Consider the following 18,066-nt stretch of genomic DNA (forward strand, 5'->3'; position numbering starts at 1 on the left):
CCCCCCCCCCCGCCCCCCCCCCGCCGCCGTGTCCGGGCATCCGCACTGCCCGGTCCGCGGCCCGGTGCCGCAGCCGTGCAGGTCCGCGGCGGGCACCACCCTCGGGAAACGGGCACAGACGGGCCGCATCGGGCCCGCGGCAGGCCTGTCACCGCCCGGACCCCGCTGTGGAACTTCCTCCATGGGCCCCACCGGGCCCGAACGGGCAGGAAGCGAGGTGACGGCATTGACCCCGAGGACGGCGGAGGAGCGCCAGCGGGAGATCGTGCGGGCCGCGCGCGCCACCGGCTCGGTCGACGTCGCCGCGCTCGCCACGGAACTGGGCGTGGCCAAGGAGACCGTACGGCGGGATCTGCGCGCCCTGAGGACCACGGCCTGGTGCGGCGCACGCACGGCGGCGCGTATCCCGTGGAGAGCGCCGGTTTCGAGACGACCCTCGCCTTCCGCGCCACCAGTCACGTGCCCGAGAAGCGCCGGATCGCCACCGCGGCGGCCGGACTCCTCGGGGACGCCGAGACGGTCTTCGTCGACGAGGGCTTCACCCCGCAGCTCATCGCCGGGGCACTGCCCCGCGACCGGCCGCTGACCGTGGTCACCGCGTCCCTGCCGGTCGCGGGCGCCCTTGCGGAGACCGGCACCATCTCCGTCCTGCTGCTGGGCGGCCGGGTCCGGGCCGGCACCCTGGCGACGGTGGACCACTGGACGACGAAGATGCTCGCCGGCTTCGTCGTCGACCTCGCCTGCATCGGCGCCAACGGCATCTCCCGGGAACACGGTCTGACCACCCCCGACCCGGCCGTCGGCGAGGTCAAGGCACAGGCGGTGCGGGCCGCGCGGCGCACGGTGTTCGTCGGCGTGCACACCAAGTTCGGCGCGGTCAGCTTCTGCCGGTTCGCCGAGGTCGGCACGCTGGAGACGATCGTGACGAGCACCCTGCTGCCGGCCCCCGAGGCCCACCGCTACTCCCTGCTGGGACCGCAGGTCATCCGCGTCTGAAAATCCAACGCACCCCTCCGGGCCTGCGTCCGGAAAACCCACCCACCACCCCACCGGGGCACTCCCCTATCCCCTCACGCCCTTCGTCTCCCCATATGTGCAGGAGTGATCCATGCGAACCCCGAGCCGACGACGGCCCCCGCGAGCCACGCTCGCCCTGGCCGCCGCAGGGACGCTGCTCGCCCCGCTGATCTCCGGCTGCTGGGCCGGAGCCGGCGGGGCCGGATCAGGCGGCAGTTCCATCAACGTCCTCATGGTCAACAACCCGCAGATGACCGAGCTGCAGAAACTCACCGCCGCCCACTTCACCAAGGACACCGGCATCAATGGGACGGGACGGGAAGGGGCGGCGGGGGCGAAAACCCCCTTCTCTCCCCCACCCCACCCGAATGCCGAAAGTAAGGGAACGGCAAAACGGCCTCGCTCGTTCACCCGACATGACAGCTATGACCCCCGGCTCGAACATCCCTCTCCCCGTCACCCGCGTGGCGGTGGACGTCGCCGCCCCCGTGCGCCTCGACGTTTCGGGCCTGCTGCTCACCGCCGACGGCAAGGTGCGCTCCGACGACGACTTCATCTTCTACAACCAGCCGACCGGCCCCGGCGTGACCTACCGCTCCGGCGCCGGCACAGCCCCGGACGCGATCATCGTCGACACCTCGGCGCTGCCCCCGGGCATCGAGAAGATCGTCGTCACCGCGAGCCCGGACGCGGCGGGCCAGACCTTCCAGGGCGTCGAACCGACGGCCACGATCCGCGGCGCGGACGACAACAGCGTCCTGGCCACGTTCACACCCCCGCAGCTGGGCGCCGAGACGGCCCTGGTGGTCGTCGAGATCTACCTGCGCAACGGCGTCTGGAAGGCCCGCGCGGTCGGCCAGGGCTACGCCAACGGCCTGGCCGGCATCGCCACCGACTTCGGCGTCTCGGTGGAGGAGCCCGCGGCGGCCGCCCCCGCCCAGCCGGTCGCCCCGCCCATGCCCACGATGCGGCCCCCGGTCACCCCGCCCGCCCCGTCGATGGCCGCCCCGCCCGCTCCCCCGGCCCCGCCCGCCCCCGGCGCCGGGAAGGTCAACCTGGACAAGGGCCGGGTCAGCCTCCAGAAGAACCAGACCGTCTCCCTGGTGAAGGGCGGCAGCCCGCTGCTCTCGCAGGTCAAGATGGGCCTCGGCTGGGAGCCGGCGTACCGCGGCAAGGACATCGACCTGGACGCCTCCGTCATCGCCTACGGCCCTCAGCGCAACCACATCGACAGCTGCTACTTCGGCAAGCTCTCCATCGTCAACGGCGCGATCAAGCACTCCGGCGACAACCTCACCGGTGAGGGCGGCGGCGACGACGAGGTGATCACCGTCGACCTGGGCCGTCTCCCGCAGGAGGTCACCGGGCTGGTCTTCACCGTCAACTCCTTCTCGGGTCAGAAGTTCACCGAGGTCGCCAAGGCCTACTGCCGGCTCCTGGACGCGGCGACCGGGGAGGAGCTGGTCCGCTTCGACCTGACCAGCGCCGAGCCGCAGACGGGCGTGATGATGGCCAAGCTGATCCGCCAGTTCACCGGCGAGTGGGACATGACGGCCATGGGCGACTTCGTGAAGGCCCGCACGGTACGGAACATGGTGAAGCCGGCGGCGCAGTCGCTCTGACCCCCGGGCCGGGCCGGCCCGGCCCTCGTCGACGCGCGCGGGCGCCCCTCCGGCAGGGGCGCCCACCGCCGACCATCCACCACTCACGCCTCACGGCTCACCGCGCGGGGCCGAGCCCCTCCGTCAGCAGCGACACGTACCGGCGGATGCTGCTGCCGTCCCCGTTGGCCAGCTCCGCCGCCGTCGACACCCCGTGCGCCAGCCGCAGCACCTCGACGGGCTCGATGTCCGCCCGCAGGGTCCCCTCCCGCTGCGCCGCCTCCACCAGCCGGGCCGCCGCGCCCTGCACGGTGGTACCGCAGGCGGTGACCGCGGCGATGCTGCCGTCGGTGACGGCGGACCCCATCAGTGCCTTCATCCCGCGCACCTGGATCGTGCCGACGCACAGTTCGTTCAGCCACTCCACCAGCGCCTCGCCCGGCGGCAGCCGCGCGGCGAGTTCGTCGGCGCGCACGGCGAACGCCTCGATCCGGTCGACGTACGCGGCCTCCAGCAGCGCCTGACGCGTGGGGAAGTGCCGGTAGAGCGTGCCGGATCCGACACCCGCCCGCTTGGCGATGTCGTCGAGGGACGCGCCCTCCCCGTGCTCGGCGAAGGCCTCCGCCGCCGCCTTCAGCAACCGCTCGTAGTTGCGGCGAGCGTCCGCACGCATGGGCTTGACCCGCGTCATCCACCTACTCCTCGCGCACCGGGGCTCTCTCCGTACTTTAGCGAGGCCGGATGAGAGCGGGTCGGACGGCGGCGTCCACACAACGGACGCGATCTCGGACCACGGCCGTGTCAGAACAGCGCGCTGTACGCGTTGAGCGCCGGCTGGCCGCCCAGGTGGGCGTAGAGCACGGTGGAGTCGCGGCCGATCTCACCGCGCGCGACCAGGTCGACGAGTCCAGCCATGGACTTCCCCTCGTAGACGGGGTCGGTGACCATGCCCTCGGTCCGCGCGGCCAGCCGCATCGCCTCCAGGGTGACCTCGTCGGGGACGCCGTAGACACCGGCGTGGTACCGCTCGTCCAGTTCGACGTCCGACTCGGTCAACTCGCGTTTGACGCCGATGAGCTGCCCGGTGCGCTGGGCGATCCGGGCGATCTGCGTCCGGGTCTCGGCGGGCTTGGCCGAGGCGTCGACGCCGATGACGCGCCGGGGCCGTCCGCCCGCCTCCTCCAGCGCCGCGAACCCGGCGACCATGCCGGCCTGTGTCGACCCGGTCACCGAGCACACGATCACGGTGTCGAAGAAGACGCCCAGCTCCCGCTCCTGCTCGGCGACCTCGTACGCCCAGCCGGCGAAGCCCAGCCCGCCGAGCGGATGGTCGGAGGCCCCGGCCGGGATGGCGTACGGCTTGCCGCCGGACTCCTCGACCTCGCGCAGGGCCAGCTCCCAGCTCTCCTTGAAGCCGATGCCGAACCCGGCCCGCACCAGCCGGACGTCGGCCCCCGCGAGCCGGCTGATCAGGATGTTGCCGACCTTGTCGTACACGGAGTCGGGCCATTCCACCCAACTCTCCTGCACCAGCACGCACCTGAGCCCGGCGCGGGCCGCACAGGCCGCCACCTGACGGGTGTGGTTGGACTGCACCCCGCCGATCGACACCAGGGTGTCGCAGCCCTGGGCGAGGGCGTCGGCGACCAGGTACTCCAGCTTGCGCGTCTTGTTCCCGCCGTACGCGACACCGGAGTTGCAGTCCTCCCGTTTTGCCCACAGGGCGGCGCCGCCGAGGTGCTCCGTCAGCCGGTGCAGCGGATGCACGGGGGACGGACCGAAGAGAAGGGGGTAACGCTCGTACGAGGACAGGGACATGGCGCCTCCCGAGGCAGGGTCAGTCGTCGGAGTCGGCGAGATCGGCGAGGGTGCGCCAGATCTCCGCCGTGACGTGGACCGCCTCGTCCACGTCACCGGCCGCGCAGGCGGCGATCAGCCGGTCGTGCAGCCCGGCCGAACGGCAGGTGCCGCCCTCGCCGAAGCGCCGTCGCTCCAGCCGCCGGATGAGCGGGGTGTAACGCGTGACGGTGGCGGCGGCCGCGCGGTTGCCGCTCACCCGGACGAGAACGTCGTGCAGCTCGTCGTCCGCGCGCAGGGCGCCCTCCACGTCACCGGCGTCCACGGCGGCGCCGAACCGCTCGTTGGCGGCGCGCATCCCCTCGACGTCCGCCGCGAACAGCCGGGGCACCGCCGCGCGGGTGACCAGTTCGTGCATGGCGCCGACCACGGCAGCCGCGTCCCGTACGTCACCGGCGACGACCGGAGTCACCCGCGTGTAGCTCTGCGGCTTGCTCTCCAGCAGCCCTTCGTCCACGAGCCGCGCGAACGCCTCCCGCACCGGCGCCCGGGACAGCCCGAGCCGCTCCGCGAGATCGGCGTCACGCACCACCGCGCCGGGCTCGATCTCCCCGGCCACGATGGCGTCCCGGATCGCTGCGTACGCCCGCTCCCTGAGAAGGGTGCGGGGCACGGGTCGTAGAGGCTCCACAACTGAAATGTTAGATGTCAGTGAGCGGAAAGAGAAGAGGCCCGCACCACCGAGGTGCGGGCCTCCGGGTTCCGCGGGGGTCGGACAGCCCACGGCCAGTCGGCGTCTCGGGCCGCTTCCAGCAGCGGAACCATGCGGAATGCCGCGTCCGAGAGCCCTCCGAAGTGGGTGCGAGCCGATTGACCGGCTGGTCAGCCGCGCTTCTGCCGCTTCCAGGGCCCCGTGATCGCCAGCAGGATGCCCGGGTCCTGGATGTTGGCGAACAGGGTCCTGCCGTCGGGGGAGAAGGTGACGCCGGCGAACTCGCTGTACTCGGGCTCCTCCTCGGTTCCGACGTTCAGGTCGTTGCGGGCGATCGGGTAGGTGCGTCCGCTGTCGGTGGCGCCGAGCAGGTGGGAGACGCCCTCGCCGTCCTCGGCGAGGACCAGGCCGCCGTAGGGGGAGACGGTGATGTTGTCGGGGCCGTCGAAGGCGCCGTCGGCCGAGGGGTCGGGGTTGACGCCGAGGAGCACCTTCAGGGTGAGGGTGCGGCGCTTGGGGTCGTAGAACCAGACCTGGCCGTCGTGCTGGACGGGGCTCTCGGCACGGGCGTACGAGGAGACGAGGTACGCGCCGCCGTCGCCCCACCACATGCCTTCCAGCTTGCGGGCGCGGGTGATCTCGCCGGCGGCGAACTGCTTGCGCACGGCGACCGTCTTGGCGTCGCGGTCGGGTACGTCCACCCAGTCGACGCCGTACACCGTGCCGGTCCGGGTGGCGCGGGAGAGGTCGTCGACGAACTGGCCGCCGGAGTCGAAGCACTTGGGGGCCTGGAGGACGCCGGCGTCGTCGGCGAGGGCGCGGAACCTGCCGCGGCCGTGCTCGAAGCCGCGCGGCGGGGTCCAGCGGAAGAACAGGCCGTTGGGGTTGGAGGCGTCCTCGGTGAGGTAGGCGTGGCCGCGCCTGGGGTCGATGACGACGGCCTCGTGGTCGTAACGGCCGAAGAACTTCAGAGGCTTGGGGTCCCGGTTGGCGCGCCGGTCGCGGGGGTCCACCTCGAAGACGTAGCCGTGGTCCTTGGTCATGCCGTTGACGCCGGCCCGGTCGGAGTTCTCCTCGCAGGTCAGCCAGGTGCCCCACGGGGTGCTGCCGCCCGCGCAGTTGGTGGAGGTGCCGGCGATACCGACCCACTCGGCGACCTGGCCGCCGGGGCGGACCTCGACGACCGTGCAGCCGCCCGAGGCGGCCGGGTCGTAGACGAGGCCCTCGGTGAGCGGCACGGGGTACTTCCAGTTGGCGCGCGGGCCCTTCAGCTCGTGGTTGTTGACGAGGAGGGTGGTGCCGCGCGGGCCGTCGAAGGCGGCCGTGCCGTCGTGGTTGGACGGGGTGGACTCGCCCGACTCCAGCCTGGTCCTCCCGCTGTAGGTGATGATCCGGTAGTCGAAGCCGGCGGGCAGCGCGAGGATGCCGTCCGGGTCGGGGAGGAGCGGTCCGTAGCCGACTCCGCCGTGGTGGGCCGCCGGGCCCTGCCGCTCGCTGCCGGTGTCCGCCGTCTCGGTGTCCGTGGACGCGAGGGCGTTCGGCGCGCTGGCGAGCGCGCCGACGCTGCCCGCCAGCGCGACACCGGCACCGGTTACCGCGGATTTTCTGGCGAAGTCCCTGCGGGTGAGCGACATGTTGTCTCCTGAGACGCTGGTGTGCCGTGGAGGGTGGCGGACCTCGGTCGGCGCAACCGTCCCCCTCGCCCCTGAACACCGGCTGAACACCGGGCGGCGCCCGGTCAGGCGCCCGGCAAACTACCCGCGCACGCCGGCGTCACGAACCCGAGGGCGCGAGGAACCGCGTACCCGGCCCGAACCCACCCGCACGACTCTCCGGTCTCGTCACGCCTGCTGCGAGCGCGCCTTGAACGCGGCCTTGCGGGCCTCCTTGGCGATCCGCTTGTCCGGGTGCAGGCGTCCCATGGCCTCCAGAACGTCGGCGGTGGCCGGGTGCCCGACCCGCCAGGCCGCCGCGAAGAAGCCGCTGTGCTGCTGCGCGAGTCCCTCGAGGAGGGCCTGGAGTTCCTCGGAGTTGCCCTCGGCGGCCAGTTGGGCGGCGAGGGTGTCGATGGTGAGCCAGTAGACCAGGTCCTCGGAGGGCGGCGGTACGTCGGCGGCGCCCAGCTCGCTCAGCCAGACCCGGGCGAGCCCGCCGAGTTCGGGGTCGTCGAGGACGTCCCGTACGGCGGGTTCGGCCTGCGCGCCGACGAGGGACAGGGCCTGCTGGCAGCGCAGCCGGCGCAGCGGCGCGCCCTCGTCCGAGCCGCGGGCGGCGGCGAGCAGCTCGCGGGCGGCGGCGAGGGGTTCGCGCCGGTCCAGCCACTGTTCGGTCTCGGCGCGGGCGGCGAGCGGTCCGTAGCCGGAGCTGCCGTCGAGGAGGGCGTCGGCGCCCTTGTCGACGAGGTCGCCGACGGCGGGTGCGCCGAAGCCGGCCTCCAGGAGGCGGGTGCGGAGCCCGTAGAGGCCGAGCGGGGTGAGGCGGACCATGCCGTAGCGGGAGACGTCGGTCTCGTCGAGGGGGGCGGCGGGTTCCTCTTCGGGGTCGCCCATGAGGGCCTCGTCGACGGGCTGGTAGGCGACCAGTCCGATCGGTTCCAGGAGCCGGAACTGGTCGTCGAGACGCATCATGGCGTCGGAGATCTGCTCCAGCATGTCGTTGGTGGGCTCGCCCAGGTCGCCGGGGACGATCATGGAGGCGGCGAGGGCGGGCAGCGGGACGGGGCCGTCGCCGGGGCCGTCCTCGGTGACGGTGAGCAGGTAGAGGTTGCCGAGCACGCCGTCGAGGAAGGCGGCCTCGCCCTCGGGGTCCCAGTCCAGCTTGGAGAAGTCGATCTCGCCGCCCTCGTCCATGGCGTCGACCAGCTCGTCGAGGTCGGGCACGGTCGCGTCGGCGAGGACGGCCTCCAGGGCGGCGAGCCAGACGGCGAGGACGTCGTGCGGGGAGCCGCCGGTGAGCAGGGGGAGGTCCTCGCCCGCGGTGACGGTGCCGGCCTCCTCGTCGGTGACCTCGACGAGTCCGGCGTCCACGGCGACCCGCCAGGCCTCGCTGGCGTGGGCGGCCGCGTCGTCGCCGGTGAGTTCGAGCAGTTCGGCGGCGGCCGGCAGCTGCTCGTCGACGAGTCCGCCGCCGGCGTCGACGCGGGTGTCGGGTCCGGCCCAGCGGGCGAGGCGGGCGGCCCGGGAGAGCAACGGCGTGGACAGCGCGTCGCGCGCCAGCTCCGCTTCGGGGTGCAGCCGCGCCGGCGGCAGGGGGGAGCTGTCTGACATCGGCTGTTCTCCTCGGACGCGTGGTGCCACTCAGTCACTCAGCCTAGACGGGTTTGGACCCATGCCGCCCGGTTCATCTCCCGGCCAGGTCTCGTACATGGCTGAAACCTTGACAACTGGGCTGGGCAGGCAGGAGATTGACGCGCGTAGAAGTTGGGGGGACAGGTGTTCACTGGTTTCTACGCGCGTCATCCGCGCCCCACGTCTCACCCTCGTCCCGGCGCTCATGTACGTCCCCGGAGGGAACCCCTTGCCTAGCAGGTCTTCCGCGCGCCTCGCCGCGCTCACCGTCGCCGCCGTCTGCTCGGCCGCGTCGGCCGTCGTCGTCGCCTCGCCCGCGCACGCGGACTCGGTGCGCATCCACGACATCCAGGGCACCACCCGCATCTCGCCGTACGCCGGCAAGCAGGTCACGGACGTGACCGGAATCGTCACCGGCGTGCGCACCTACGGCTCCTCCAGAGGCTTCTGGATCCAGGATCCGAACCCTGACGCCGACCCGGCCACCAGTGAGGGCGTCTTCGTCTTCACCAGCTCGGTCCCGAAGGTCGCCGTCGGAGACGCCGTCACCGTCTCCGGCACGATCTCGGAGTACGTCCCGGGCGGTACGTCGTCCGGCAACCAGGCCGTGACCGAGATCGTCCGCCCGACGGTGACCGTGGTCTCCAGCGGCAACGCGGTCCCGGCCGCGACGGTCGTCGACGCCAAGTCGGTGCCGGCCGCGTACGCCCCGGCCGGCGACCCCGCCGCGAACAACTCGGTCAACGCCCTCACCCTGCGGCCCGGCACCTACGCCCTGGACCTCTACGAGTCCCTGGAGGGCATGAACGTCCAGGTCTCCGACGTCCGCGTGGTCGGCGCCTCCGATCCGTACACCGAGCTGTGGGTCACGGTGAAGCCTTGGGAGAACCGCAACCGCCGCGGCGGCACGGTCTACGGCTCCTACGACGCCCAGAACACCGGCCGGCTCCAGATCCAGTCGCTCGGCAAGGTCGCCGACTTCCCGGCGGCGAACGTCGGCGACAAGCTGACCGGCACCACGGCGGGCCCGCTGGACTACAACCAGTTCGGCGGTTACACCGTCGTCGCCAACCAGATCGGCGCGCTCAAGAGCGCCGGTGTGGAGCGGGAGACGACGGAGAAGCAGAAGAACGGCGAGCTGGCGGTCGCGACGTACAACGTCGAGAACCTCGACCCGTCCGACGCCACGTTCGACGCCCACGCCGCCGCGATCGTGAACAACCTCAAGTCGCCCGACGTGGTGTCCCTCGAGGAGATCCAGGACGACAACGGCGCGACGAACGACGGCACGGTGGCCGCCGACCTGACGGTGGCCAAGCTGATCGACGCGATCGTCGCGGCGGGCGGTCCCCGCTACGACTGGCGCTCGATCGACCCGGCGAACAACACCGACGGCGGTGAGCCGGGCGGAAACATCCGCCAGGTGTTCCTGTTCAACCCGGAGCGCGTCTCCTTCACCGACCGCGCGGGCGGCGACGCCACCACGGCGGCCGGCGTCACCGAGGTGCGCGGCAGAGCGGCCCTGACCGTCTCCCCCGGCCGGATCGACCCGGCGAACGCGGCCTGGAAGTCCAGCCGCAAGCCGCTGGTCGGCGAGTTCGTCTTCCGTGGCCGTACGGTCTTCGTGATCGCCAACCACTTCAACTCCAAGGGCGGCGACCAGGGGCTGACCGCGCAGTACCAGCCGGTCGCGCGCAGCTCGGAGACCCAGCGCCACGAGCAGGCGACGCTGGTCAACGCCTTCGTCAAGGACATTCTCGACACCCAGAAGAACGCCGCCGTCATCGCGCTCGGCGACATCAACGACTTCGAGTTCTCCGGGACGACGAAGCTCCTCGAGGGCGACGGCGAGCTGTGGTCGGCGGTCAAGTCGCTGCCCAGGAGCGAGCGTTACTCGTACGTCTACCAGGGCAACAGCCAGGTCCTCGACCAGATCCTGATCAGCCCGTCGATCCGGCGCGGCTGCGACTTCGAGTACGACAGCGTGCACGTCAACTCGGAGTTCAACGACCAGATCAGCGACCACGACCCGCAGGTGCTGCGGTTCAAGCCGTAACCGCGCGATCGCGGCTCAGGGCCGGCTGAACACGCCGTTCAGCCAGCCCTGCCAGGCCAGTTCGTCGGCCTTGGCATCGGCGTCCGGGGCGAAGTCGTGGACGCCGATGCCGACCGGCGCACCCCAGTGGTTGCGGCCGAAGAAGCGGATGAGGGCCTCGTCCGTGCGCAGCCCGATGAAGTAGGGGTTGCGGAAGTCCAGTACGGCGTCGACGGGTTGGCCCTCGGGGCCGTGGGCCCGCACCCGCTCACCGGCGGCGGCACCGTCGGCCAGGCCGAGCGCCCGGCCCACGGCGTCGAACGCGTCGGGGGCCTTGGACGCCTCGGGTCCGTCGAAGGTCGTGAAGGCCACCGGGCGCGGCGCGAAGTGCGTCAGGTACTCGCGCAGCGTGTGCATGTAGAAGTCGGTGTGCTTGTCGGCGCCGTCGTACTGGTTGTCCCAGTCGTCGGTGAGGATGCCGCTGTGCACGTACCGCACCCAGGCGCGGCGGCCGCCGTCCCGCGACTCGATGACGTGTTCCAGCTGGTTGACGCTCTGGACCGGCATCCCGACGTCCTCGCTGCGGATGGTGAGGTGGTGCGGCGGGTCCCAGGCGGTGACCGTGGAGCCGAAGGCCGCCGCGCCGCCGACCCGCGGCTCGGGCGGGTCCATCGGCCACAGGTATCCGCCGGTGCCGTTCGTGACCGCCTCCCACACCTCCTCCGGGGTGGCGTCGACCTCGAACTCGCGGATGATCTCGAATTCCCTGTCCTGCGACATGGCGGACTCCTACTTCTCCAGTTCCGGGGTGGTCTCGGGCTCTGCCGTGACCTCGGGCTGTGCCTTGAGCCTGGGGTGGACGGCGACGACGATCCGGTGGTCGCGGCCGTTCTCGGCGTCGGGGGCGTCGTACTTGCGTACGAGCGCGGCGACACCCGCCGTCAGCTCCTGGACGAACGCGGCCCGGTCGGCGGCGGAGGCGAAACGGACCTCGCCGTCCAGCGCGTACGTCGCCAGCCGCTGGTCGGCCTTCGCGGCGCCGGTGATCAGCGAGCCGACGTCCCGCACCAGGCGGGCGCCGAGCGCGAGCAGCCAGCGCGCGGAGAGCTGGTCCCGGAAGCGGTCCGGGTCCGGCTGCACGCCGGCCAGGGCGAGTGGCGAGATCACGTACGAGGCGGCGGTGGCGCGCATCAGCCGCTCGGTGACGTTTCCCTTGCGGCGCTCGCCGGCCAGCTCGACCAGGCCGTGCCGCTCCAGCGCCTTCAGGTGGTAGTTCACCTTCTGCCGCGGCAGCCCGACCCTGCCCGCGAGCATCGCGGCCGACGCGGGTCCGGCCGCCAGCTCCGCCAGCAGCCGGGCCCGTACGGGGTCCAGGGAGGCGGCTGCGGCCGCGGGGTCCTCGATCACGGTGACGTCCAGCATGTGTCCACCCTCGCACCGAACACTTTTTTTGTCCAGACGGATTGAGTGTTCGGTGAGCCATCCGTGGCGCACGGACGGGCAGACGGACGGACGGGTGGACGGGCGTCCGGACAAGCGAAGGACCCGGCACCCGCAGTGGGGGTGCCGGGTCCGGCTCTGCCTTCGCGCGGTTGTCGTTCGCGCCCGTTGTCGTCGCTCGGCCGCCGTCTCTCAACCGCCGGGAGACGACTGTCGCCTAGCAGCGCGAGGTGCGGCGGCGGCCGAGCAATCCGGCGGCCACGATCACCGCGCCCGCCGCGGCCACGATCATCACCGGCCGAGGGTGCCGCCTCGCGAACCCGACCGGTGCGCGCAGCGGCGCCGGGACGGTGCGCTCCGCGCGGGACGCGGTGTCCTCCACGCCCGTCACGACGTGGGCGCCGCCGGCCTGGCGGTCGTGCCGCCCGCCCTTCACCCGGCTCCGGGACGTGTGCCCGGCATGGGCCGCCTTCTCCTGCACGGTGTGCCCGGCGCCCTTCGCCTTCTCCTGGACCGTGTGGCCCGCGCGGCCGGCCCGTTCCTGGACCGTGTGGCCCGCCTGGGCCGCCGAGCTGCGGAGCTGGACCGTCATCGCGCCGGCGCGGTCCTTGAGATCGGCCGCGCGGGCCTTGGCCCGGCCGCGGAGGTCCGTCTTCGCCGCCAGCTCCTCGACCGTGCTGCCGAGCTGGCTCCTCGTCTGTGCTATCTGCTTGCGCAGCTCCGCGGCACCGTCCGCGGCTGCCCTGTCCGTCATCGGTGCGCCCTTTCCCTGATCTCCTCGACGTCCGCCTTGACGCTGCCCAGAGCCGCCTCGGGCTTGGGTGGCGTGGCCCGCCGCAGCTGACCGCGGCCGGTCGCGGCCAGCACGGCGGCGATCACGAACAGCACCGCCGTCACGATGAGTGCCGCTGCCCAGACCGGCAGCACCAGCGAGAGGGCGGCGACGCCCGTGCCGGCGAGGGCGAGCAGACCGGCGTACGCGAACGCGCCCGCGGCCCCGAGCATGCCGCCGCCGCGGCCGGCGCGGCGTCCCTTCTCCGCCAGCTCCTCCTTGGCGAGGGCCATCTCCTGCCGGACGAGCCGGGAGAGCTGTTCGCTCGCCTGACCGACGAGTTCTCCGACCGTACGGTGCCCGTCATGGACGGGCCGGGTCTCCATGGTGCCTGTCACGTGTTCCGCCTCCTCTCGGATCCGACCACCCGGGTACCCGCGCGGCCGACGGCTACCCCTGCGGCGCGGAGGGGCAGCCGTCCCCGACTCCGCAGCATCCCTTATCCGTACCTCGTAGAAGATTTAAGTGGAGCTTCACGATCGTGGTGCCGAGACTGCTTCCATGACGAACGCTCCCTGCCCCGCCCCTCCCTTCGGCCGCGCCCTCTGTGCGATGGTCACGCCCTTCACCGCGTCGGGCGCGCTCGACCTCGACGGTGCCGGGCGGCTCGCCGCCCATCTGGTGGCGGAGGGCTGCGACGGGCTCGTACTGTCCGGCACGACGGGCGAGTCGCCGACCACCACCGACGCCGAGAAGGCGGAGCTGGTGCGGGCCGTGCGGTCGGCGGTCGGGGACCGGGTCCCGCTGGTGGCGGGCGTGGGCACCGCCGACACCCGGCACACCGTCGAACTCGCCCTCGCGGCCGAGAAGGCGGGCGCCGACGGGGTGCTGGTGGTCAGCCCCTACTACAGCCGGCCCCCGCAGGAGGCGATCGAGGCGCACTTCCGCCAGATCGCAGACTCCACCGGCCTGCCGATCACGCTCTACGACATCCCGGGCCGCACCGGCACCCGTATCGAACCCAACACCCTGATCCGTCTCGCCGAACACCCCCGGATCGTGGCGGTGAAGGACTGCTCCTACGACTTCCTCGGCGCCCAGAAGGTCATCTCCCGCACGGAGTTGGCGTACTACGCGGGCTGTGACGAACACAATCTCGCGCTGTACGCGGTGGGCGGCGCGGGATATGTGAGCACTGTCGCGAACCTCGTCCCCGCTCAACTCCGCTCAGTCCTCGACCTGTTCGACATGGGCGACACGACGAGGGCGGCCCGCCTCCAACAACGCGCCACGCCCCTCATCGCGTTGACGATGTCGGAGGGCCTGCCCGGTACGGTCACCGTGAAGGCCCTCCTCAACGAACTGGGCCTGCCCGCGGGCCCGGTCCGCGCACCGCTGCTGCCCGCCGGCCGGGGGACGGTCGACGGGCTGCGGGCGGCCTACGAGGAGCTGACGGCCGGCTGATCAGCGCTCGGCGAAGACCGGCTCCCACGGCGCCCGGTCGGTCTCCGGATGCTCGCGGACTCCGCTCAGCGGTACGACCTTGTCGCTGCCGATCGTGACCAGCACGAGCCGGTCCTTGTACGTCTCATCCTTACCGGTGGTCCGCTCCCAGGCGATGAGCCGCTGGTCGTCGACCCAGGCGAGCAGTTCGTCGCCGCGGACCTTGGTGATCTCCTCGCCGGTGAGGGGATCCTTGATGAAGGAGTACGACTTGCCGGCCATGGTGCTGTGCCCCGGATCGGGCTGCTCGACCTCCTCTGCCAGACCGAGGGCGGCCAGCTTGCCGTTCGGGGACAGCCGCGCGGGCACATCCCATCGCAGGTGCTTTTCGTTCGCGGGTGCGGCGGTCTCCTTGCCCGACAGGTCGTAGAACTTCGGCCGGATGAGGGTGCTGAGACCTCCGCCGGCCGCGAACAGGTGCTTGTCGTCACGAGTGAAGGCGAAGTCGGCGCGGCCACCCGCGGAGGAACCCGGGACCCGGTGCCAGATACCCCCGCCCCTCTCGGCCAGGTCCAGGAGGAGGAACCCGGTCCGGCTCACCCTGTGCATGGACGTCCACTCGCCCTCGCTCTCCTCGGCGTTCTTGAGCTTCTCGAGCGGGTCGGGGTGCTCGGAGTACGTCGTAGCGACCAGCTCGGTCCCGTCGTTCGAGAACGCCAGCCCGGCGACCCCCTTCCCGACCGGGATCCACCGCTCGACCTCCCCCGTCGCGAGGTCGAGCAGCCCGATCCGGGCGGCGGGCAGGGTCCGCTCCAGCACGGCGGCGGTCCTCAGACCCGGTGCGACGGCGACGAAGGACCACCGGGTGTCCTTCTTGTACTTGCCGGTGTCGGGATCGAGCAGCCAGTAGGTCCGCTCGAAGGTCGCCTCCTTCTTGTTCTTCGCCACGAGCGCCGTCGTGTAGTACGCGGCGAGCGCGGACCGTCCGGCCGCGATCAGGCCGCTCGGCGGCGACTGGTCGGGGTGGGCGCTGATCCCGTCCCCCTGCGTGACACTCGCGGGGCGTACGTCGTCGCGTCCTTCGTTCAGCATCGGCACCGCCACCGAGACGGCCACCACGGCCGCGGTGGCGGCGGCGACGGACACGAGCCTGTGGGTGCGGCGGCGCCGGCGGACGGCCAGCACCCGGTCGGTGAACCCCGGGCCCACCGAGGCCTCTTCGACGGCCAGCTCCCGCAGGGAGGCACGCACCAGTTCCTCGACGTTCACGGACGTACCTCCACGGGTGTGTAGTCATGAGCCGGCGGCTGCCGGGCCTCCCCGCCACTCAGGGCGGCCAGCTCGGGCGCGAGGGTGCGCAGCCGGGCGAGCGAGCGGTGGGCGGTGGACCGTACGGTGCCGACGGAGCAGCCCAGGATGCGGGCCACTTCGGCTTCGGGCAGGTCCTCGAAGTAGCGCAGCACGAGCACGGTGCGCTGCCGGGCGGTGAGCCGGGCGAGCGCGCCGCGCATCACGAGACGCAGCTCGGCGGCGGACGAGGCGTCCGCGTCCGCCCGCCCCTCCGGCGGCTCGGCGACACTCAGCTCACGTCTGGGCCACTTCAACCGCCAGCGGCTGATCTGCTGCCGGTAGAGAATCTGCCGTACGTACGCCTCGGGTTCGTCGATGCGGTGCCAGCGGCCAGCCATCTTGATCAGCGCGTTCTGCAGCAGGTCCTCGGCGGTGTGCCGGTCCCCGCCGCTGAGCAGCACGGCCGTCTTCAGCAGCGCGGACGACCGGTGTTCCACGAACTCACGGAAGCTGTCCTGCGCTTCGGCATCCATCGTCACCTTCTCTCCCCCGGGGCGGACCCGATGGCCGCCCCCTGTGCCCCTTGTGACGCGCGGGACCGCACCCCGCTATGTCTGCGCGTACGAGAAAACTCCACCGCCCCGTCGGAACCCCTCCCGTACGGTGACCCAGTGAGCGCCCCGCTCCTCTTCCTCGACGGCGACGGCCCCCTCAACCCGTACGCGGCAAGGGCCCACCGCCGCCCCGAGGGGTACACGACGATCAGGGCGACCCTGCACCCGGGCCACCCTCTGCGCGTGTGGCTCAACCCGTCCCACGGCCCGGCCCTGCTCGCGCTCCCCTACGACCTGTGCTGGGCGACGACCTGGATGCACGCGGCCAACCGCTGGATCGCCCCGGTCATCGGCCTCCCTCCGCTGCCCTACGTCGACTTCGGCGACTCCCTGCTCGTCCACCGCCCCGACGGAATCCGCTGGAGGACGGAGGCCATCGTGACGTACGCCGAAGGCCGCCCCTTCGCCTGGGTCGACGACGAACAGAGCCCGGCCGACACCACCTACGTCACCGGCCACCACCCGTCCCCCGCCCTCCTCCACGACGTCAACCCCGACTCGGCCTGCGCGAGGAGGACCTCACGACCCCGGCGGAGTTCGCGACGACGCTGCGGACATGGGCAAGCGCCCTCCCGCACTCGGCGGAAGGGCGCTCACCGTGACGCCGGATGTCAGTTGTGGCTGTGCAGGATCTCGTTCAGGCCGCCCCACACGGCGTTGTTCGGGCGGGCCTCCACCGTGCCGGTCACCGAGTTGCGGCGGAACAGGATGTTGGAGGCGCCGGAGAGTTCGCGGGCCTTGACGATCTGGCCGTCGGGCATCGTCACGCGGGTGCCGGCGGTGACGTAGAGGCCGGCCTCCACCACGCACTCGTCCCCGAGGGCGATGCCGACGCCGGCCTCGGCGCCGATCAGGCAGCGCTCGCCGATGGCGATGATCACGTTGCCGCCGCCGGAGAGCGTGCCCATCGTGGAGGCGCCGCCGCCGATGTCCGAGCCGTCGCCCACGACGACGCCCGCGGAGATACGGCCCTCGACCATCGACGTGCCGAGCGTGCCGGCGTTGAAGTTCACGAAGCCCTCGTGCATGACCGTCGTGCCCTCGGCGAGGTGCGCGCCCAGGCGGACGCGGTCCGCGTCGGCGATGCGAACGCCCTTCGGGGCCACGTAGTCCGTCATGCGCGGGAACTTGTCGACCGACGTCACCTGGAGGTGCAGGCCCTCGGCGCGGGCGTTCAGCCGGACCGTCTCGATGTCGTCCACGGCGACCGGGCCGAGGGACGTCCACGCGACGTTGGCGAGCAGGCCGAAGATGCCCTCCAGGCTCTGGCCGTGCGGCTTGACCAGGCGGTGGGAGAGCAGGTGCAGGCGCAGGTAGGTGTCGTGCGTGTCGATCGGCTTGTCGTCGAGGGAGCTGATGACCGTGCGGACCGCGACCACTTCCACGCCCCGGCGGGCGTCCGGGCCGATCGCCTTGGCCGCTCCCTCGCCGAGCAGTTCCACGGCCTTCTCGGCGGAGAGGCGCTCGGTGCCGGACGGGCCGGGCTCGTCGGTGAGCCGGGGGGCGGGGAACCAGGTGTCGAGAACGGTGCCGTCGGCGGCGAGGGTGGCGAGGCCGGCGGCCGCGGCGCCGGTGGTGCGAGTCGTGTCGGTCATGAGGGAAACCTAACCGGCGGGGGCGGGTGGAGGCTAACCCGAGGGGCGGTGTCTCAGGTGGCGGGCGCGGGCTGGTGGGGGCGGGCGGTGCTGGTGCGGGGCCCGTCACTGGCGGGTGCAGGTCGTGGGGCGGGCTGCGAGTGGGTGGGGTCGGGGCCGGTGCGTCGAGCCCGTCGCCAGTTGGGCGTACCGCCGTCCCTTTCACGTTCTACGAGAGACGGGCTACGCGACGGGCTTTCGACGCACCGCCACGGCCCGCTCCCGGTGCGTCGCGGCTCTCCGCCAGTACTCGGGAACGGCGCGCTTCCGGCCGATCCTCGTCGTCCCCGGTACTCGGGAACCGTTATAGAAACCGCTCACTGAAACGGCTGCTCGGGAGTCACTCGTTCCACTACTGTTTCACCGTTCACACACCCGGCCATCGCAGCCGTGGTCGCCCGCTCGGGCGCCTCTGGAGGAACAG

The 18,066-nt window shown here is 72.1% G+C and carries 15 protein-coding genes and 3 pseudogenes; 6 read left to right on the forward strand and 12 right to left on the reverse strand.

From position 1 onward, the window contains the following. Positions 1-181 precede the first annotated feature (181 nt). From ACFWJX_RS38980 to ACFWJX_RS38990, 3 genes and pseudogenes are all read left to right on the forward strand, one after another. Positions 182-996 (forward strand): annotated as a pseudogene (locus ACFWJX_RS38980) (DeoR/GlpR family DNA-binding transcription regulator). Between the two features lie 112 nt (positions 997-1,108). Continuing rightward, a pseudogene (locus tag ACFWJX_RS38985) lies at positions 1,109-1,321 on the forward strand (sugar ABC transporter substrate-binding protein); the annotation flags it as partial. A 121-nt stretch (positions 1,322-1,442) separates the two neighbouring features. Beyond that, positions 1,443-2,639 carry a TerD family protein gene (locus ACFWJX_RS38990; protein WP_383251682.1) on the forward strand — a complete coding sequence of 399 codons (1,197 nt, stop codon included), beginning with the start codon at positions 1,443-1,445 and terminating at the stop codon, positions 2,637-2,639. A gap of 97 nt (positions 2,640-2,736) precedes the next feature. On the opposite strand, the gene ACFWJX_RS38995 is transcribed toward ACFWJX_RS38990, so the two are convergent. From ACFWJX_RS38995 to ACFWJX_RS39015, 5 genes are all read right to left on the reverse strand, one after another. Next, a complete protein-coding gene (locus ACFWJX_RS38995; protein WP_383251600.1) occupies positions 2,737-3,309 on the reverse strand; it encodes a TetR/AcrR family transcriptional regulator in 573 nt (190 codons plus the stop codon). 110 nt (positions 3,310-3,419) lie between these two features. Continuing rightward, on the reverse strand, positions 3,420-4,436 hold the full coding sequence (locus ACFWJX_RS39000) for a 1-aminocyclopropane-1-carboxylate deaminase (RefSeq protein WP_383251602.1): 1,017 nt from the start codon (positions 4,434-4,436) through the stop codon (positions 3,420-3,422). A gap of 19 nt (positions 4,437-4,455) precedes the next feature. Then, positions 4,456-5,106 (reverse strand): GntR family transcriptional regulator, encoded by a 651-nt coding sequence (locus ACFWJX_RS39005; RefSeq protein WP_383251604.1) that lies wholly within the window; start codon positions 5,104-5,106, stop codon positions 4,456-4,458. Positions 5,107-5,297: 191 nt separating this feature from the next. Further along, a complete protein-coding gene (locus tag ACFWJX_RS39010) occupies positions 5,298-6,761 on the reverse strand; it encodes an alkaline phosphatase PhoX (protein WP_383251606.1) in 1,464 nt (487 codons plus the stop codon). 207 nt (positions 6,762-6,968) lie between these two features. Next, a complete protein-coding gene (locus ACFWJX_RS39015) occupies positions 6,969-8,393 on the reverse strand; it encodes a hypothetical protein (RefSeq protein WP_383251610.1) in 1,425 nt (474 codons plus the stop codon). 250 nt (positions 8,394-8,643) lie between these two features. Here ACFWJX_RS39015 and ACFWJX_RS39020 point away from each other — a divergent pair, with 250 nt between their 5' ends. Continuing rightward, positions 8,644-10,470, forward strand: coding sequence for an endonuclease/exonuclease/phosphatase family protein (locus ACFWJX_RS39020; protein ID WP_383251612.1), 1,827 nt, complete (start codon positions 8,644-8,646; stop codon positions 10,468-10,470). Between the two features lie 15 nt (positions 10,471-10,485). Here ACFWJX_RS39020 and ACFWJX_RS39025 read toward each other — a convergent pair whose 3' ends face one another. From ACFWJX_RS39025 to ACFWJX_RS39040, 4 genes are all read right to left on the reverse strand, one after another. After that, complete coding sequence (locus ACFWJX_RS39025; RefSeq protein ID WP_383251614.1) at positions 10,486-11,229, reverse strand: SRPBCC domain-containing protein; 744 nt, start codon at positions 11,227-11,229, stop codon at positions 10,486-10,488. A 9-nt stretch (positions 11,230-11,238) separates the two neighbouring features. Further along, entirely contained in the window at positions 11,239-11,871 is a 633-nt protein-coding gene (locus ACFWJX_RS39030; protein WP_383251616.1) for an ArsR/SmtB family transcription factor, read from the reverse strand. Positions 11,872-12,106: 235 nt separating this feature from the next. Beyond that, a complete protein-coding gene (locus ACFWJX_RS39035; protein WP_383251618.1) occupies positions 12,107-12,643 on the reverse strand; it encodes a DUF3618 domain-containing protein in 537 nt (178 codons plus the stop codon). Further along, positions 12,640-13,059: a phage holin family protein gene (locus ACFWJX_RS39040; protein ID WP_383251620.1), complete on the reverse strand. Its 420-nt coding sequence runs from the start codon at positions 13,057-13,059 to the stop codon at positions 12,640-12,642. Before ACFWJX_RS39040 ends, ACFWJX_RS39035 begins: the two co-directional genes overlap by 4 nt. A 163-nt stretch (positions 13,060-13,222) precedes the next feature. Between ACFWJX_RS39040 and dapA the strand changes: the two genes are divergently transcribed. Further along, the gene (gene dapA / locus ACFWJX_RS39045; RefSeq protein ID WP_383251622.1) at positions 13,223-14,125 is read left to right on the forward strand and encodes a 4-hydroxy-tetrahydrodipicolinate synthase; all 903 of its coding nucleotides are present in this window, start codon (positions 13,223-13,225) and stop codon (positions 14,123-14,125) included. Here the strand turns inward: dapA and ACFWJX_RS39050 are convergent, their stop codons facing one another. After that, positions 14,126-15,373: a YncE family protein gene (locus ACFWJX_RS39050; RefSeq protein ID WP_383251625.1), complete on the reverse strand. Its 1,248-nt coding sequence runs from the start codon at positions 15,371-15,373 to the stop codon at positions 14,126-14,128. After that, positions 15,370-15,927, reverse strand: coding sequence for a SigE family RNA polymerase sigma factor (locus ACFWJX_RS39055; RefSeq protein WP_383251627.1), 558 nt, complete (start codon positions 15,925-15,927; stop codon positions 15,370-15,372). Before ACFWJX_RS39055 ends, ACFWJX_RS39050 begins: the two co-directional genes overlap by 4 nt. Positions 15,928-16,065: 138 nt before the next feature. Here ACFWJX_RS39055 and ACFWJX_RS39060 point away from each other — a divergent pair. After that, a pseudogene (locus ACFWJX_RS39060) lies at positions 16,066-16,610 on the forward strand (hypothetical protein). Positions 16,611-16,619: 9 nt separating this feature from the next. On the opposite strand, the gene dapD reads toward ACFWJX_RS39060, so the two are convergent. Beyond that, positions 16,620-17,603 carry a 2,3,4,5-tetrahydropyridine-2,6-dicarboxylate N-succinyltransferase gene (gene dapD, locus ACFWJX_RS39065; protein ID WP_383251630.1) on the reverse strand — a complete coding sequence of 328 codons (984 nt, stop codon included), beginning with the start codon at positions 17,601-17,603 and terminating at the stop codon, positions 16,620-16,622. Positions 17,604-18,066: the final 463 nt, after the last annotated feature.

It is taken from the genome of Streptomyces sp. NPDC058335 (genome assembly GCF_042723915.1).
GTDB lineage: Bacteria > Actinomycetota > Actinomycetes > Streptomycetales > Streptomycetaceae > Streptomyces.

Bases quoted from the DNA above. Each gene is read 5' to 3' on its own strand.
- ACFWJX_RS38990 (WP_383251682.1), top strand. From the start codon at position 1,443: ATGACCCCCGGCTCGAACATCCCTCTCCCCGTCACCCGCGTGGCGGTG.
- ACFWJX_RS38995 (WP_383251600.1), bottom strand. From the start codon at position 3,309: ATGACGCGGGTCAAGCCCATGCGTGCGGACGCTCGCCGCAACTACGAG.
- ACFWJX_RS39000 (WP_383251602.1), bottom strand. From the start codon at position 4,436: ATGTCCCTGTCCTCGTACGAGCGTTACCCCCTTCTCTTCGGTCCGTCC.
- ACFWJX_RS39010 (WP_383251606.1), bottom strand. From the start codon at position 6,761: ATGTCGCTCACCCGCAGGGACTTCGCCAGAAAATCCGCGGTAACCGGT.
- ACFWJX_RS39015 (WP_383251610.1), bottom strand. From the start codon at position 8,393: ATGTCAGACAGCTCCCCCCTGCCGCCGGCGCGGCTGCACCCCGAAGCG.
- ACFWJX_RS39025 (WP_383251614.1), bottom strand. From the start codon at position 11,229: ATGTCGCAGGACAGGGAATTCGAGATCATCCGCGAGTTCGAGGTCGAC.
- ACFWJX_RS39030 (WP_383251616.1), bottom strand. From the start codon at position 11,871: ATGCTGGACGTCACCGTGATCGAGGACCCCGCGGCCGCAGCCGCCTCC.
- ACFWJX_RS39035 (WP_383251618.1), bottom strand. From the start codon at position 12,643: ATGACGGACAGGGCAGCCGCGGACGGTGCCGCGGAGCTGCGCAAGCAG.
- dapA (WP_383251622.1), top strand. From the start codon at position 13,223: ATGACGAACGCTCCCTGCCCCGCCCCTCCCTTCGGCCGCGCCCTCTGT.
- ACFWJX_RS39055 (WP_383251627.1), bottom strand. From the start codon at position 15,927: ATGGATGCCGAAGCGCAGGACAGCTTCCGTGAGTTCGTGGAACACCGG.
- dapD (WP_383251630.1), bottom strand. From the start codon at position 17,603: ATGACCGACACGACTCGCACCACCGGCGCCGCGGCCGCCGGCCTCGCC.